The sequence below is a fragment of the Spirosoma knui genome (assembly GCF_054780635.1).
In genome coordinates this window covers 118,203-135,296 of the sequence record NZ_BAAGVY010000014.1, presented here as the reverse complement: position 1 = coordinate 135,296, position 17,094 = coordinate 118,203, and the positions used below count along the sequence as shown (strand labels likewise).

Below are 17,094 nucleotides of genomic sequence, written 5' to 3'. Positions count from 1 at the left end.
TATGTTATTATTTAAATGATTAAATATCACGATTTATTAACATATAAAACCACTAGGCTCTAGTATTTTTGTATGTTAAAAATCATTCATCAAACTTTATGAAACAACGTATACGAACACAGCCATATCCGTGGCTGTTGCTGTTTGTAGGGGTACTACTCAACTTCATGACTTGTGCCGACGCCTGGGCGCAGGCATCCAGCAGAGTGGTTATTAGCCAGGTGTATGGCGGTGGTGGAAATTCAGGAGCTGCCTATAAGAACGACTTTGTTGAGCTGTTTAATAGGAGTACAACTGCTGTAGATTTGACAGGCTGGTCGATCCAGTATGCCAGCGCTACCGGAACCGGTAACTTTTCATCCAACGGTACTGTTGTGCTATCAGGTACAATTCAGCCTGGCGGGTATTACCTGGTCCAATTAGCGTCGGGTGGTACCAATGGTTCACCTCTATCAGGAACGGATGCTTCGGGCACGATCAATCTGAGTGGCACAGCGGGGAAAGTGGTGCTGGTCAACGTAGCAACAGGGCTTCCCTGCAACGGCGGGTCAGCCGCCTGTGACCCGGCCAATTTAGCTAAGATTGAAGATCTGGTCGGCTTTGGTATCGCTAACTTTTTCGAGGGCACAGCTGCTGTTCCCACGCTTTCGAACACGACAGCGGCTATCCGCAATTCCAATGGCTGTACCGATACCAATAATAACAATGAAGATTTTACAACCGGGACGCCTAACCCGCGAAATTCGGCTTCGCCCGTCAATCTGTGCGGTGGCCCGGCCAGCCCATCTCTCGTAGTCACTCCCTCGTCGCGCACGGGCATCAACGGACTGGCTTACGTCGAAGGAAGTGGTCCCGCATCGGCCACGCTTTCGGTGACGGGTTCTTCCCTAAACGCAGCAACCGGCACAATCACGGCGAGTTCGTCGTCAACGGCCTTCACTGTATCGCCCACAACGGCGACGTTTTCTGGATCCGCGCTGTCGGCCAGCACGTTTACGGTGCAGTTGGCGGCTGGACTGACCGCTGCGAGTGGCCCCTACAGCGGCACGATTACCTTCGAGGGCGGGGGTGCTACGGCCGTGGTTCCCGTGAGCGGTACCGTTACGGCTCCTCCCGTGGACGGTATTACGCCAATTGGAACGGCCCGGACGCTGATTAACCAGACCGTAACTATCCAGGGAACGGTAACCGCATCAGGCCAGCTTGGTGCCAAACAACTTTACGTTCAGGACAATACGGGCGGGGTCCTGGTCTACAGCGGCTCCGGCACCGACTATACCACGCAGACCCAGATCGGCGACGTAGTGAAGTTGCAGGGAAAAATTGAGTTGTATCAGGGAGGCATTGAAGTAAACGGCGTTCAGGCCTTCACGCTGGTATCAACCGGTAACCCGGCTCCGACGCCCACGCCCATTACACTCGATCAGATTGGCAATTACCAGGGCCAGTTGGTGAGTATTACCGGAGCCAGCGTATCGCCGGCCAGCACTACGTTCAGCAGCGGCAACGTAACGATAAGCACCAACGTAAATTCAGCCACCGCTACGTTGCGGATCAGCGCTAATTCGGGTTTGGTAGGTGCCGGACAACCGACAGCTCCGTTCAGTGTAACGGGTATTGCCGACCGCTTCCTGGCCAACGCCCCAACCACTGGTACCGACAATATTCAGCTGCTGCCTCGCCAGTTGTCGGACGTGCAGGGAGCAACGCCACCGGCGGCCCCTACCGATCAGTTCTGTGGCAGTTCGCCAGTTTCAGGAAGCCTGACCCAGGATCAGACGTTTGATTTCGCTACGTTCAATACCGAGTTTTTTGGCGCGCCCGCCGGTACAATCGTCTGTACCAATGGAACCCTGCGCTACCAGAATCAGGGGCCAGCCAATGAGACGTTGCAGGCGCAGAACGTGAACAAGGTTCTAAGCGCCATCAATGCCGATGTGTTTGTACTGGAAGAAGTGAGCGATGAAAACCTGCTGCGCAACAACCTGCCCGCTGGTTACGCCTTAAGCTGTTCGGACCGATTCTCGTACTACTTCCAGGACGATTGTATGCAGACGCCCGACAATCAGGGTTACGTGTTCGGACCGTCGAGCCTGGCTCAGAAAGTATGCGTTGCCTACAAAACCAGCACCGTTACGTCCGTATCGGCCTCGGCGCTACTATCTGACTATTACGGGTTCCCGACTACAACTCCGGCGGGTTCCGCGCCGAATAACTGGTCGTCGGGTCGGTTACCGTATCTGTTTGTGGCCGATGCGACGATCAATGGGGTGACTCGCCGACTGAACATCATTGGCATTCACGCGAAGTCGGGCTCCGCTACGGGCGACTACAACCGCCGTAAGCAGGATATTCTGGATCTGTATAATCTACTGACCAACAGTTCGACGCAGCCGGGTCCGCTGGGCGGGCAATTTACGAAGGCCAACATCATCATTGCCGGTGACTTCAACGACAACCTGACGGGCTCCATTGCCACGGGTCAGAATTCGACCTACAAACCGTTCGTGGATGATAAGGCGAATTTTGCAGGCTTAACCCTTCCGCTCGAAGATGAGCAGGGTTGCAATACGTTCTTCGGGAATGCGGGATCGAGTTTCCTGGATCAGATCATTATTTCCAATGAACTGTTTGACGCTTACGTTCCCGGTTCGGTGGGGATTCAAACCTCGTTTTCGGCCATCAGCGGCAATTTCACGAACACGACCTCCGATCACCGTCCGGTGTTTGCCCGCTTTGATCTGAGTAAGATTGCCGCTCCGCTCACCGCGACATTGGTGGCCAGCACCTCGGCCGTATGCGCAGGCAGCCCGGTCGATTTCTCAGTATCGGTAAGCGGTCTGTCAACCGGCGATACGTACAGCTATACGATCAGCAACGGGACGAACAGCACCAGCGCGTCGGGTGTTTCGGCAAGTGCTACGCAGGCCAGCCTTGTGCCTACGGTAACCGGTTCGTATACTATTACGGTAGTGACTTCAGCCAACACCAGCGCAACCGCCACCAGCGGTAACGTAGCGCTGAACGCATTACCAACCAACGCCAGCCTGACCAGCGGTACGTTAACCTGCGCGGCAACGAGCGTTACGTTGATCGCCAGCGCGACGGGTGGCACCGCCTATACGTTGAGTAACGGCCAAACCAGCCAGACCGGCCAGTTTGTGATCAGTACAGCGGGAACGTATACGGCAACGATCAGCAACGCGAACGGATGCCTTGCTACGGCAACCACAACGGTCGCCAGCAGTACGCTGACACCAACGGTCAGCCTGAGTAACACAGGGCCTCTATCGTTTACCAACGCTACCGTTACCCTCACCGCCAGCGGGGGCAGTTCGTATACCTTCAGTACGGGAGCCGCTCAGCAGGGCGGAGTCAGTGGCGCGACGGCAACGGTTACGACCACGGGCGTTTATTCGGTAACGGCCCAGGACGCCAATGGCTGTACAGCCACGGCCTCGACCACTGTTACCGGCGGCAATAGCCCAACCGCCTGCCGCAGTGCGTCGGCGACAATCAATGTGGTGGTTGCAGGGAAACCGGTGAAATACGAATGGTACAAGAATACACTCACCAGCCCTAAGCTGATGGAGACGCCCCAGCTCTTCCGGGGTACGGCCACGTCGAGTCTGACGCTGATCAACGCCCAGAGCAACACGCAGGGTAACTTCTATTTGAAGGTCACCGATCAGTCGGGTGCCGTTACCATCTACGGGCCGTTCCGGTTGACGGTGGATGCGAGTTGCCGGGGCCGTGAGTTGGCCGTTGAGAACATTACAGCGGAGCCGGGTTTAACGATAACCATTCTGGGCAATCCGTTGGTTGATGGCCAGTTGAAAGCGACGATCAGCGGAGCCGCCGGGAAAGCCGTACAGGTTCAGCTTATGGATACACGTGGGCACGCTATCTACCAGCAGCAAGCTACCGATCAGCAGCGTATTGATTGGAATCTGAGTACCCATCCGTCGGGGCTTTATATTCTACAGGCATACACAGATCAGCAGCAGGTAATCTATAAAGTAGTGAAACCGTAATACCGGATTGGCTAAGCCGCTGGCCAGATTTCGGACTGGTTGAATTCGGTACACAATCGGACGCAGTCTGTCCAGTTTCGGACAGAGCTGTATAACAAAAAAGCCGTTTCTATAGTAGAAACGGCTTTTTTGCTGGTGGCACGGCAGTTGAGCCACCAAGTTCAGTATCTCGACCGACAACTTCTATGCATTCAGTTCTAACACTGGCTCTTTTAGGCTTAAGCCTGGCTGCCACAGCCCAACAGCCGTCTGGCTCATCACTTACTACGTCCATTAACGAAGATGGAAAAACGCTGTCGATCCAGGTAGACGGTGTACGGAACAGTCAGGCCATTCATTATAATCGGACGTTCAATACCGCTGGCCTGAGCCATTCGGAACAGACGGCCTTAAAGAATCGGGTACTGGACTCACTTGGCATCGGACAGCCATCTGCCCCACCCCCACCATTCACCGCACCCGGCCCGCCCATGCCATCGGGCGGTGCAATGGTACGTCCCCCTCAGCCGCCTGTCCCGCCCGATAGCGACGTACCGTTTGCTGATCAGGAAGCCGTTACGTTCCGTTGCGAGTCATGCACGGGCAAAATCAGGCTGATTATTACCAGCGATTCAAAAGATTATTCGCTGGAAAAAGACACTCAGATCAATGCCGACAAACGCTTTTTCCCGTATGCGCTTAAACTACAACCGGGGAACTATCGGCTCGTGTATTATCAGAACGGTGTTCTTCAAATTCAGTCTGCATTCTCAGTCCGGCAAGGCGAACCCAATACGGTTGTCGTCAAATAATTCCTTTTTTGTACGTAGCCGATTTACTGTATAATCACGCTACGTGAATTGCATCGTATAGAACAGCAATGTAAAGGTTCGGTCGTGCGGCAGACGCTCTGTTTAGGTTTGAATTGATCCAGACGGAATCAATAGCCTATAGACGTAGCGTTTCCCCTCTTCCCAACGTACTACACCTTTCTAAAAATCAGTATCTTTGATAGATCATACGTGTAAACAGGATGATTTATACAGACGTTGACTTGTCTAAAGATATTGATCGGGTAAAGCAGCTCTCCATTGTTCCCAGTATTCTTGACGTAATATGCCAGACAACAGGGATGGGGTTTGCGGCTGTTGCGCGCGTGACTGAAGAGCGATGGATTGCGTGCAGTGTGCGCGACGATATTCAATTTGGGCTTACCCCCGGCGACGAGCTAAAGATAGAAACGACGATCTGTCATGAAATCCGCGACAGTCATGAACCCGTTATTATTGATCACGTAGCTGCTAGCGAACAATTTTGCAATCACCACACGCCTTTGCAGTACGGGTTTCAAAGCTATATCTCGTTTCCCATCATCTTAAAAAATGGCGAGTTCTTCGGGACTCTCTGCGCCATTGACCCCGAACCGGCCAACCTCAACAATCCGAAGGTGATTGATATGTTCAGCGTATTCGCCGAGTTGATTGGCTTTCATTTGCAAAATGTAGAACTAATTGAGCGCAGTCAGACCGCTTTGCAAATTCTGAACCGGCAACTGACCGATACCATCAACGAAAACCGCCAGTATCGCCACCTGTCTAACCATAGCCTACAGGAGCCACTTCGCAAAATCAGACTTTTTAGCGGTATGCTCCTGGATGCTACCGAGCAAAACGATGTAAATAAAGTAAAGGACCTGGCGAAAAAGGTGAACAGCAGCGCTCAGCAGTTTTCCATGATGATCAAAGACTTGTCGATCTTTTCTACCTTATCGGACGAAGATTCTGTTTTCCAGATTGTTAACTTATCCTCGCTTGCCACGAACGTATGCGATCAGTTAAGCCCTCTGCTTGATAGTAAACGGGCAACGGTTCATATTGCCGAGCTACCTTCGGTACGAGCTATCCCCCTACAATTGGAGCAGCTATTTTATCAGCTCATCTCTAATGCCATCAAATTCTCGAGAAAAGAAACGGCGCTTGTTATCGACATTTTATGCAGGGAACTGACGCCAGATCAGATAACTACCTACGGCCTGGAAGAGCACGAGTCAGGCTTTGTCGAGATTCAGATCATCGATAACGGAATCGGAATTGAGCAGGCTCAGCTCGAAAAGATTTTCACCATTTTCTCACGCTTGCCTAACAACAAGGAAGGCGCAGGCATCGGCCTGGCTTTATGCCGCAAAATTATCCAGAATCACGATGGGCTTATTAAAGCTCAATCGGAGCTTGGCAAAGGCACAATGATATCGATTATCCTGCCAATCTAGCAGGTCAGATACGGGCATCGAAGCAGGCAGGCTCTCTGCTACCGCCGACTGGCCAGATACCGCCGAATAGGCTCATCATACAGGAGCAGCACCAGATAGGCGAACGTAGTAAGAACAATCGTCCCGCCAACCACAATCAGCGACAGTGATAGGGCATCCGGTTTATGACTGGCCAGGTATCCCCCGAATATCCACATAACCCCATAGTGGGTCATATAAAGCGGATAGGACAGTTTGCCCAGGAACACACACAGCTTGTGAAGTCCGGGCGATAGAGTAGCTCCCGCTCCAGCCGCAATCAAGATTGGGAAATAGAGCAGCACAATGAGCAGCTCGGTCAGCCAGTTCCATTGACTAAAGGGCATCAGAAAGGCTAGCATGAGCAGTACCGCCATACCCAGAAAGCCAAGGTTGTTCTTAAGAATCCAGTCTGCCCGGTAGATAAGGAGACCAACCAGAAACGAATACATGATCCGGGCACCGCCATCCCAGAACGTAGCCCCAGACCAACCGCCCAACAGATTGCCCGCCCGGTAGCTAACCAGACAGAGGACAACTGCGGCCAGTATAATTAACAGAGACAGATAACGACGGCTGACGCGGTATAGGACAAGGGCATAGACAATATTAGCTACGTACTCCCAAAATAGTGACCAAGCGGGTGCATTGAACCCGAACAGGTTGAATGCGCGCTCTTTCATAACGGGCAGCGGAATAAGAAATACAGAACAAAGAAAGGTCAGCCACAGGTTTGCCCGCTCAGCTAGACTGGGCTCTGCGGCAAACGGATCGAAGAGATACGCCAGCAGGCCTAGTACCGACCCTAAAATGACCAGCGGGTGCAAGCGGATCAAGCGAAGTTTGAAAAACGCGGCCAGCCCCAACCGACGGATTCGGTCGTCATAGGCGTAACCAATGACAAAGCCCGATAAGCAAAAGAAAAAATCAACGGCTAAAAACCCGTGGGCGATGAAATTCTGGCTAGCATCGGGATACACCCACTCCATGAAGTGAAAAAGGACGATGGCAAGTGCCGCTACTCCGCGCAAGCCATCCAGAATGGCAAAGTGGGGCTTTGTGCTGAGGGTAGCCGAATGTAATTCTCCCATGCGTATAGGGTTGAAGCGTCAAATAGAGACAGCACAAATTTGGTCATACTTCCTGAGTTGACATGACAAAATTAACAACCATACGTAGCAAGAGCCTATTGAGACCATGTTTGCGACTGGTTATAGGTACTGTTATGAATCGTTCATTAATGAGTTAACTGACAGATAAAGAGTTGCTGACGCTACGTCCCGTAACGACAGACCGCTTCAACTAACCAATGCATCTCAAAACGAGCTTATTTAAATACGATACTAAGCTTCTACACAATAGCACTTCCTTACCCACGAATGAATCGGCATCAACTCCGTTAGCACTTTCCAGGCGTTAGACAATGGTTAGTTGATCGGATTAAAGAAAAACCAGCAGTTGCCTACAACCTATTTAGCGGACCTGAATTGCTTTGTAGAATTCGTACCTTTTATCAACAAAATCAGCCTGTTGCATGAACCGCTTACGGATACCGTGGATCATTGGCCTGTCACTCATGGAAAGCCTGGCCCTGGCTCAACAACCAGTCGCGACCGGCCTGAAAGGGGAGTATTTTAATGGGCCTAACTTCAACCAGAAAGCTTTCACCCGAATTGACCCGCAGGTTGCGTTCGACTGGAACTGGCAACGGCCCGCACCGGGTGTACAACGCGAATATTTTTCGGTACGCTGGACCGGTAAACTCTACGCACCGGTATCGGGCAAATACCAGTTCAGCGCCACCGTCGACGATGGCGTACGGGTTTGGGTCGATGGCAAAAACGTCATTGACGAATGGCGTAAACAGGACGACAGCCAGTTCATCGGCGAGATTGTGCTGAAAGCCAAGCAGTATTATGACCTGAAAGTCGAATACTACAACGACTGGAAAGGCAGCATCATTTACTTATTCTGGAAAACGCCCATGCCAGAACGGTATAGTGCTTCTCGTTTTCCGGAAATGATTCCGGCTCATTACCTCTCTCCTCGTAACGCTCGTCCGGCCAAAGCAACGGCGATCGCGACCAAACGGGTTGCTAAACCAGCGATACGTATGGCGATTGAGCCCCGGCCTGGCGTAGATGCTAAACCCGTTGACGCCAGGCGTGTAGCTCCCAACGTAACACCAGCGGCACGATTTGCGGTGGATAATCCCTCGACCAGGCTGTCTGAAACATTTGTCAACCTCGCGGCTGGTGAAACGGTCGTGCTACGTAACGTTTTCTTCGCGCAGAGCGCCTATACGCTCCTGCCCGAATCGTACGCTGAGTTAGACAAACTGGTTAAAGCGTTACTGGCTCAACCTAACCGGCGGATCCTGATTGCGGGCCATACCGACAACGTTGGCGATGCGCGTCTGAATCAGGCTTTGTCAGAAAACCGGGCAAAAGTGGTGGCCAGTTACCTCACGCGGCATGGCGTTCCGGAAAATCAGTTGGAAGCCAAAGGGTACGGCGGATCGCGCCCATTAACCAGTAATGCAACCGAAGGCGACCGCGCAAAAAATAGACGGGTTGAAATTTCGGTGAACTAGTTAACTTACTGCCTCTTACAACTTACCTGAACGCTTAAACTTCGTATGCCAACGTTCTTTTTCTGGGCGGCTTTTGCGCTGTCCTGTTTCTTCTCCTTCACGGGTAAAGCCCAGACCGCGTTGACCGCCAATCAGGCGTATGAGCATTTACAGGGCGAACGAAAACGCGCCGACGCAGTCATCGGTTCGGGGACTAACCCGCCAACGGATAGTTTGCGCAAGGCCGAACAGATTTTGCAAAACGCTCTGGCGTATTATGCTAAACCTGAGGTGCAGGAATTAGCTAAAAATGACCGCCCGCTGTTCTTCCGTAAGTATGATATTCTGTTCGACTTGTCGGCAGTCCAATGCCAGTTGAATGCGTTAGATCAGGCGGCTCAATCGTTACAGGAGCCGTTGAAAAGTGATTTCGCCAGTACGTATGCCCGTTACATTGAGAAAGAAGCCGTTTTTGCTCCCGTCCGTCAGCATTCACTGATCAAACCGATCCTGAAGCAACTGAATGCAGCGAACCTGGTTTTCAACTCGAAAGCGCTGGCTACGCCGTATAAGCCTAATTTAAGTCCGGCCGAAAAGGCAGCGGGCCTATCGAAACTGTGGTCAGAAGCGAAGTACAATTTTGCCCATTTCGATAAAATCCCGGATGTTGACTGGGATAGTGTGTATCTGGCTTTTCTTCCTAAAGTGCAGGCCACCCGGAGCACCGTCGCTTACCTTCAGTTGCTCCAGCAGTTTTACGCTCAACTGCACGATGGCCATACGGACGTCTGGACCAATAGCGGGCCGCTGGCCGACTCCACGGCGTTCCGTCCCCCACTTGTAGCGCAGCTCATTGAAGGTCGCGTGTTCGTTCGGCAGGTCCGGCACGATAGTCTATTGCGTTCGGGAATTGTGCCGGGCATGGAAATTGTAAAGATTGACGGCACGCCCGTCATCGACTACGCTAATCAGTACGTTCGGCCTTACAAGAGCGGCTCCACCCCGCAGAACGTCGACGTGCAAACGTATATCTATGGCCTGCTCCGGGGTCCGAAAGATCGGCCGGTTCGGCTAACGCTTACCGATGCCAGCGGAAAAGTAACCGAGCGCGTCTTACCCCGTAGTGGTTATTCGGCATTAACGCCCCTGCCATCGTACACGCTGACTATCTTACCCGGCAATATTGCCTACGTACAATTGTTTGAGTTCGACAGCGATAGAGCTCCCAAACGGTTTGCCGCTGCTTTCGATTCAATTGCCACCACCAATGCCCTTATTCTGGATGTTCGTCAGAACGGCGGTGGCGACAGTAACAATGGCTGGGACATCCTGGGTTACCTCACTGATAAATCATTCCCAACCGGGAGCTATTCATCCCGCAAGTACAGTCCGTTACGTCGGGCGCGAGGTGAAACAATAGTTTATGAATCGGCGGGGTCGGGCCGATGGTCAGCGAACGGCAAAAAGCTTTACACGAAACCGGTTGTTGTTTTAACGAGTGGCCAGACCTTTTCGGCGGCCGAAGACTTCTGCGTTGCCTTCGACGCCATGAACCGTGGCAAGATCCTTGGTGAACCTACCGGCGGCAGCACTGGTCAACCCCTGGTGTTTTCGCTACCGGGTGGTATCATGGCCCGCGTATGCACCAAACGCGATGCCTATCCCGATGGCACCGATTGGATTGGGAAAGGCATTCAACCCGACCTATTAATAAAACCAACGGTTGCTGACTTCCAGGCTGGTCGGGACACGGTACTTGAAGCCGCTTTAGCCGAATTAGGAGTTAAGGAAACGGCGGTTCAGACGAAGAAAAAGAAGATGAAATAGCTACTCCGTTGGTGATACGTAGGGGTAAGCCTTACGATAGCTGTCTTATGTCCGGTTTTGAACACGAATTGTTCGAAGCCGGACATTTTTATCACAAAGCAAATAAGTTAATGCACTTATAATCAAAGATGTCTATAAAACGGTACGCCATTTGTCATTGAATCTAACAGAACGTAAGCGCTAACTTGGCAGCCCATGCAACCTTCCGGACACGAACTACATCTTTAGACCAAATGAGCAAAACTATGAAACGCCAACAGTTCCTTCTGACCCTTTTGAGCGCGGGCACGCTTGCCCTAACCTCGTTCACCGCTCCAGTGTCGACAATCGCCGACGACAACGATACGCCTTACCAGACGAAAACATTTTCGGGAAATATCAGCGCCGTTCGGGCCGAAACCTCGGGCGGAAGCCTGAGCGTGGAAGGCAGCGCTGGCCGGGAAGCACGCGTCGAGATGTATGTCCGACCAAACAACTGGAATGGACGTAACAACCTGAGCAAAGACGAAATCGAAGAACGGCTTAAAGATTATGATATTACAATAAGCCAGGAAGGCAGCACGATTGTGGCCACCGCCAAGCGCCGGGGCAATGACAACGACTGGAAGCGGTCGTTAAGCATCGGCTTCAAATTCTACACACCACGCAACGTAGCGACCGACTTACGCACTTCCGGCGGTAGCATCCGGCTGGCGAGTCTGAATGGGAAACAGCGATTTCGCACCAGCGGTGGCAGCCTGCACCTGAGCGAAGTGGAAGGCGACATCAACGGCCAGACTTCGGGAGGATCGATTCACCTCGACCGTTGCCGTCAGGATATGGATTTGCAAACCTCGGGCGGTTCAATCCACGCGAAAGAGTCGTCAGGCAAAATGCGCCTGCATACCTCCGGCGGCAGCATCGAGCTAAATGACCTGAAAGGTGATGTCGATGCTCAAACCAGCGGTGGCAGCGTGCGCGGCAGCGACATCGACGGTTCACTGAAAACCGGTACGTCGGGCGGATCGGTACGTTTAGCGAACGTATCGGGCAGCATCGACGCCAGCACCAGCGCGGGCAGTATTGATATCTCCATCAAGAAACTGGGTGACTACGTCCGGCTGAATACCAGCGCAGGCAGCATCCACGCCAACATGCCGCTCGACAAAGGCGCAGACCTGAATCTGAGTGGAAACCGGGTTGAAGTAGGGACACTCTCGAACTTCAGCGGCTCCCACGAGCGCGACCGGGTTCGCGGTAAAGTCAATGGTGGAGGTGTTGCCGTTAACATCTCGGCCAGCAGCGGTACCGTTTACCTGAATCGGTAACGAGGGTTTTACGCTAACTTATCAATCGGAGGCCCGCCCAACTGCTTGGCGGGCCTCTTCGTTTATGCTCTTATTGTTTTCAATAAACGATTAGCCGATCAGTCAGTTGAGCTGAGACATACATAGGTGTCTTGCTATTGGTTTGTCTGAACCGATTATAGTCTGTTAACATACGCTTCTCATTGGCTAATAGTGGATAATTGAACACATACGAGAGGTTACCGGCAATTTTCAACTCATTGAGCACATTTACAATGTTACGAAGGTTGGCCTTATCGGTTGGCTTTACGACAATGGCTAATTCTTCTTTAGAGCCAGCCTGTTTGAGCGTTTCATTTAGTAGCCGACGAAATCCAGATGTACCGTAGCTGGTTGCCACAATCTCCGCTAGCTCACTTCCATGGCGATACTGTAAGAAACTGATTTGGCCCTCATCCTGAAGGTAAATCATGCATACATGCTTCGGGTATCGATTAATGTCATGTTTCCCTGGCCTACCTATATCTGTAATGCCTAACGCATTAGGTCGTTGCAGCATTTTCAACCACACAAAGAATGTGATCAGCAGTAAAGCAACAGACACGAAGGGTGTCATGTCTACACGGGGTATGGGCCGACGTCGGCGGTATGTTTTCATGGCTATCCGTTTTGCTGATTGATGCGATTGCCACAAGGTTTCCACAAACCGACCCAGGTTTCGTATCTTTACAATACGTTTGATGCCCTATTGTTATGTTTCGCTTACCGCAAAAAGCCCCTTTCGCCAGCTTACTTCCTTCATTTGAGGGAGACCTGTATTTTGATGAATCGCCTGAGCACACCGCCCAGCGTATGCTCTACGCAACCGATGCGTCGGTGTATCAGGAAATGCCGGTGGCAGTGGCTTTACCCAAATCTGTAGCCGACATTAAGCGGCTTCTGCGTTTTGCGCAACAGCATGAGTTAGGGCTGATTCCCCGGGCCGCGGGCACCTCGCTGGCGGGGCAGGTTGTCGGCAGCGGTATCGTCGTCGACATCTCGAAATATTTCGGGCAAATCCTTGACGTTAACACGGATCAACGTTGGGTACGCGTTCAACCGGGGGTTATTCGCGACGACCTGAATGCTTATCTGAAACCTCAGGGTCTGCTGTTCGGTCCTGAAACATCAACCGCAAGCCGAGCCATGATTGGCGGCATGATCGGTAATAATTCATGCGGCTTACATTCCATCGTTTGGGGCACTACCCGCGATCACTTACTTGAAGTAAAAGCTATACTGAGCGATGGTGCAGAAGTAACCTTCGGGCCACTCGACCAGGAACAGTTCGATGCCAAGTGCCGGGGTGAAAACGTTGTTAGTCCGCTTGAACAGCGGCTCTACGTTCAGTTCCGCGACTGGCTGACCAATCCAACTATTCAGCAGAACATTCGCGAGGGCTACCCCAAGCCTACTGTTAGCCGACGTAACACGGGTTATGCGCTCGATGCGTTGGTAGACTTTTTTACTGCTCATACTCCTCCTACCCCCCCCTACGAGGGAGGGAACTTTGAAGGTGAACTATCCCGTGCGGGAGAGCCTCTCGAAAAAACTCCCCCCCTCGTAGGGGGGGCTAGGGGGGGTAAAGAAAGTTTCAACTTCGCTCGCCTGATTGCCGGTTCGGAAGGTACGCTCTGCTTCATCACCGAAGCTAAACTGAACTTGCTGCCCTTACCGCCGAAGGAAACGGCACTGGTTTGCGCTCACTTCATGACCATTCGGCAATCGCTCGAAGCGAATCTGGTGGCACTGGCGCATAGTTGTTCCGCGTCTGAGTTGGTTGATGACTACATCCTGCAACTGACCAAAACCAATATTGAACAGGCGAAGAACCGGACGTTTGTCGAGGGTGATCCGAAGGCGATTCTGATGATTGAGTTCTTCGATGACACTCCAGAGGGCGTTGCCCGGAAAGCCGCCAATTTTGTAGCTGAGTTACAAGCGAAAGAACTGGGTTACGCCTATCCAACCTTGTACGACGAAGACACGAAAAAGCCGTGGGCGCTACGTAAGGCCGGGTTGAGTATTATGTACAACATTCCCGGCGACGATAAACCGGCCAATGTGGTAGAAGATACGGCCGTGGACGTTCATGACCTCCCCGACTACATCGATGAACTTGACCGTATGGCCTGGGAGAAGCACGGCTTGAAGCTGGAATACTCCGCCCATGCCGGAGCCGGAGAAATTCACGCCCTGCCGCTTATCAACCTGAAATCATCGGAAGGACGCGCCAAGTTTCGGGCTTTGCTGATGGATACGGCGGCACTGGTTAAAACATACGGGGGTTCACTATCCGGAGAGCATGGCGACGGTCGGCTACGCGGTGAGTGTATTGCGTTTATGCTCGGCCCCGAAAATTACCAGCTTTGCAAAGACGTAAAGGCGCTTTGGGACCCGCAAAACACGTTTAACCCCGGCAAAGTCGTGAACACCCCGGCTATGAACGAGTTCCTGCGTTCGGAGCCCGACGTAGTTATACCGCAACCCAAAACCGTATTTGACTTCTCGAAAGACGGTGGTTTGTTAGAGCTGGCCGAGAAATGTTCGGGATCGGGTGACTGCCGCAAAACGGCAATTTCGGGCGGAACCATGTGTCCCAGCTATATGGCTACCCGGCGTGAGCGGGATACTACCCGCGCCCGGGCAAACATGCTCCGGCATTTTTACACCAATCAGGGAAGTCTCAGTACAACCCCATCTGACCACGAATACGAAGCGGTTAAAGACGTACTGGATCTGTGTCTTTCCTGCAAAGCCTGTAAAGCCGAGTGTCCGTCGAGCGTGGACATGACGCGTATGAAAGCCGAGTTCATTCAGCAGCAGTACCGTGACAAAGGTGTTCCCATGCGAGCTAAGCTGGTGGGTAATTTCACCCGCCTGATGTCGCTGGCGAGTCTGGCCCCTTGGGCCTACAACGCCATCTACGATACCCCGGCGCTACGTCGGTTAGCCAACCGCACGGTCGGTTTCCATCCCGAGCGGACCATGCCCGAACTGGCTGGTACTACGCTAAGGCGCTGGGCGAAGGGTAGAGAGCGTGGGGTAAGGCATAACTCTCGCCCCCTCTCCTCGCTTCTCACTCCTCGCTCCTCGCTCCTCTTTTTTTGCGATGAGTTCACCAATTACAACGACGTAGAAGTCGGGCAGAAAGCCATTCAATTGCTCGAACGTTTAGGGTATAGCGTACGCATTCCCGAACACGTTGAAAGCGGCCGTACGTACCTGTCGAAGGGCTTGGTCGATGATGCGCAAAAAATCGCCATTCGCAACGTAACGTTATTAAAAGACCTCGTTACCGACGTAACGCCGTTGATTGGTCTTGAACCTTCGGCCATCCTGACGTTCCGTGACGAGTATCCGGATTTAGTGCCAGTGGAGTTGAAAGCCGATGCCCAACGTATCGCCCAGAATACGTTCCTCTTCGAGGAATGGCTCGCTCAGGAAGCCGAAGCCGGACGTATCAATCGTGACGTATTCACCACGGAAGCTCGTCAGGTGAAGATCCATGGGCACTGCCACCAAAAGGCTCTTTCGTCAATGGTTCCGGTGAAGAAAGTCTTATCGCTACCTAAAAATTATTCGGCACAGCTTATTCCGTCGGGTTGCTGCGGCATGGCCGGGTCGTTCGGCTACGAAGCGGAACACTATGATCTGTCGATGCAGATTGGAGAGTTAGTACTCTTTCCTGCCGTACGCCAGACCACGGAGGATGTCATTATATCCGCAGCCGGAACCTCGTGCCGACACCAGATAAAAGATGGCACGGGACGTAAAGCACAGCACCCCGCCGAGATTTTATTTGACGCCCTCAAGCCGCACTGAGAATATATCGGTACGACTTGAGACCGGTAAACCTTTTGCGCCCCCGGTGGTTTTCCATAGACTAAAAACATTCACAACGATTATGGAAAATAACGCAAACCTTTCCGATGGCGCCAGACAAGCCGACACCGTTTCCAGCGAACACGCGGAAACTATGTTCAGTGCCGATCAGGCCGAAACCAACATGGTGAAGCTGGTGGATGGCAAGCTCGTGTCAACCGGTAATACAGACAGCGACGTTTCTGAAGATATGCCCCGCATTCGGCTGGGCAGCGATGAAGAGCGTGCGCTACAGGGTGACGATAAAAAGAAATACGAAAATTCGGACGCAGCCTTACGGGCAGGTACTATGTTCGACCCGAACGTAATGCCCGACGACCCAATAGCGGTGGGTGACATCACGGGTAACCCCGATGCGGGTTCTGATGTAAATACGGGGCTACCGTCGGAAGACACGCCAACTACGAACACGACGCAGCAGGATAACAACGCTACGCCAACTAGTCACTTCGGGATGTGGCAGGTGTCAAATGGCAGCTATATGCTTCATTCAACCCTGCCGGTTCACGACATGGTTCCGCCAACGCCAGGCACCCCCGATCCGTTACAGCCCGTGCCAGGCATTCCTGAAACACCGCCATATAACCCCATACCAGGGCCAGAGATTCCTGATCTGCCGGGTACTCCACAACCCAAGGAACCGGAAATTCAGGAGCCTGATCAACCGGATCGTTCTCATGAAATTAACGGCAATTCGGTGAGCTGGTCAGGTGGGCGTAGTAACAACTATGTTACGTATACATCGGGCGCTCCTGGTCTTATGTCGTACGACAATGTCGAGCCGGGCGAGGCTGTGCCGGGGAATCAGTATGAGGGGATGTCGGCAGGGCCAGAGGAAGGCATGGAAGTCGATCCCGACACGGGTAACGCTGCCCGTCCGTACGACGCAAACGCAAAAGATACGGACGCGTATCAAAAAGGAGAGCGGCCCGAAGAAGGTCGCGAAGCCCAGTCGCTGCCGCGCGAACTAGCGGACGAAAGCAGCATTGCTGCACAGGATATGATCTCGGATACCGACCGCTCCGACCAGAAGTCGACGGAGGGTCTTGACCGGAAATACAACGATCCGCAAGCGGCCCGTGACATGGCCAGTTGAGCGGAGTACAATGAGTAAGGCGGTGACGGGCCGCGCTTTGTAACTGTAACCAGTTAACCAAAGCGCGGCCCGTCACCGCCTTGTGTTTG

At 52.6% G+C, this 17,094-nt stretch carries 10 protein-coding genes; 8 read left to right on the top strand and 2 right to left on the bottom strand.

Features of this window, described 5'->3' with window-relative positions; genetic code table 11:
- Positions 1-98 precede the first annotated feature (98 nt).
- The 3 genes from ACYVIY_RS24430 to ACYVIY_RS24420 all read left to right on the top strand — a co-directional run bounded on the left by ACYVIY_RS24430 (position 99) and on the right by ACYVIY_RS24420 (position 6,282).
- Positions 99-4,034 (top strand): lamin tail domain-containing protein, encoded by a 3,936-nt coding sequence (locus ACYVIY_RS24430; protein WP_460979126.1) that lies wholly within the window; start codon positions 99-101, stop codon positions 4,032-4,034.
- A 185-nt stretch (positions 4,035-4,219) separates the two neighbouring features.
- The gene (locus tag ACYVIY_RS24425) at positions 4,220-4,825 is read left to right on the top strand and encodes a hypothetical protein (RefSeq protein WP_460979125.1); all 606 of its coding nucleotides are present in this window, start codon (positions 4,220-4,222) and stop codon (positions 4,823-4,825) included.
- Positions 4,826-5,046: 221 nt separating this feature from the next.
- Entirely contained in the window at positions 5,047-6,282 is a 1,236-nt protein-coding gene (locus tag ACYVIY_RS24420; protein WP_460979124.1) for a sensor histidine kinase, read from the top strand.
- 38 nt (positions 6,283-6,320) lie between these two features.
- On the opposite strand, the gene ACYVIY_RS24415 is transcribed toward ACYVIY_RS24420, so the two are convergent.
- On the bottom strand, positions 6,321-7,391 hold the full coding sequence (locus ACYVIY_RS24415; protein ID WP_460979122.1) for an acyltransferase family protein: 1,071 nt from the start codon (positions 7,389-7,391) through the stop codon (positions 6,321-6,323).
- Positions 7,392-7,834: 443 nt separating this feature from the next.
- On the opposite strand from ACYVIY_RS24415, the gene ACYVIY_RS24410 reads away from it, so the two are divergent.
- From ACYVIY_RS24410 to ACYVIY_RS24400, 3 genes are all read left to right on the top strand, one after another.
- Positions 7,835-8,893 carry an OmpA family protein gene (locus ACYVIY_RS24410; protein ID WP_460979120.1) on the top strand — a complete coding sequence of 353 codons (1,059 nt, stop codon included), beginning with the start codon at positions 7,835-7,837 and terminating at the stop codon, positions 8,891-8,893.
- A 45-nt stretch (positions 8,894-8,938) separates the two neighbouring features.
- The gene (locus tag ACYVIY_RS24405) at positions 8,939-10,699 is read left to right on the top strand and encodes a S41 family peptidase (RefSeq protein ID WP_460979119.1); all 1,761 of its coding nucleotides are present in this window, start codon (positions 8,939-8,941) and stop codon (positions 10,697-10,699) included.
- 245 nt (positions 10,700-10,944) lie between these two features.
- Positions 10,945-12,006: a DUF4097 family beta strand repeat-containing protein gene (locus tag ACYVIY_RS24400; RefSeq protein WP_460979118.1), complete on the top strand. Its 1,062-nt coding sequence runs from the start codon at positions 10,945-10,947 to the stop codon at positions 12,004-12,006.
- Between the two features lie 79 nt (positions 12,007-12,085).
- On the opposite strand, the gene ACYVIY_RS24395 is transcribed toward ACYVIY_RS24400, so the two are convergent.
- Positions 12,086-12,643, bottom strand: a complete 558-nt coding sequence (locus ACYVIY_RS24395; RefSeq protein WP_460979117.1) for a biopolymer transporter ExbD — start codon at positions 12,641-12,643, stop codon at positions 12,086-12,088.
- Positions 12,644-12,738: 95 nt separating this feature from the next.
- Here ACYVIY_RS24395 and ACYVIY_RS24390 point away from each other — a divergent pair, with 95 nt between their 5' ends.
- Both ACYVIY_RS24390 and ACYVIY_RS24385 read left to right on the top strand, forming a co-directional pair.
- Positions 12,739-15,849 carry an FAD-binding and (Fe-S)-binding domain-containing protein gene (locus ACYVIY_RS24390; RefSeq protein WP_460979116.1) on the top strand — a complete coding sequence of 1,037 codons (3,111 nt, stop codon included), beginning with the start codon at positions 12,739-12,741 and terminating at the stop codon, positions 15,847-15,849.
- Between the two features lie 82 nt (positions 15,850-15,931).
- The gene (locus tag ACYVIY_RS24385; RefSeq protein ID WP_460979115.1) at positions 15,932-17,005 is read left to right on the top strand and encodes a hypothetical protein; all 1,074 of its coding nucleotides are present in this window, start codon (positions 15,932-15,934) and stop codon (positions 17,003-17,005) included.
- Positions 17,006-17,094: the final 89 nt, after the last annotated feature.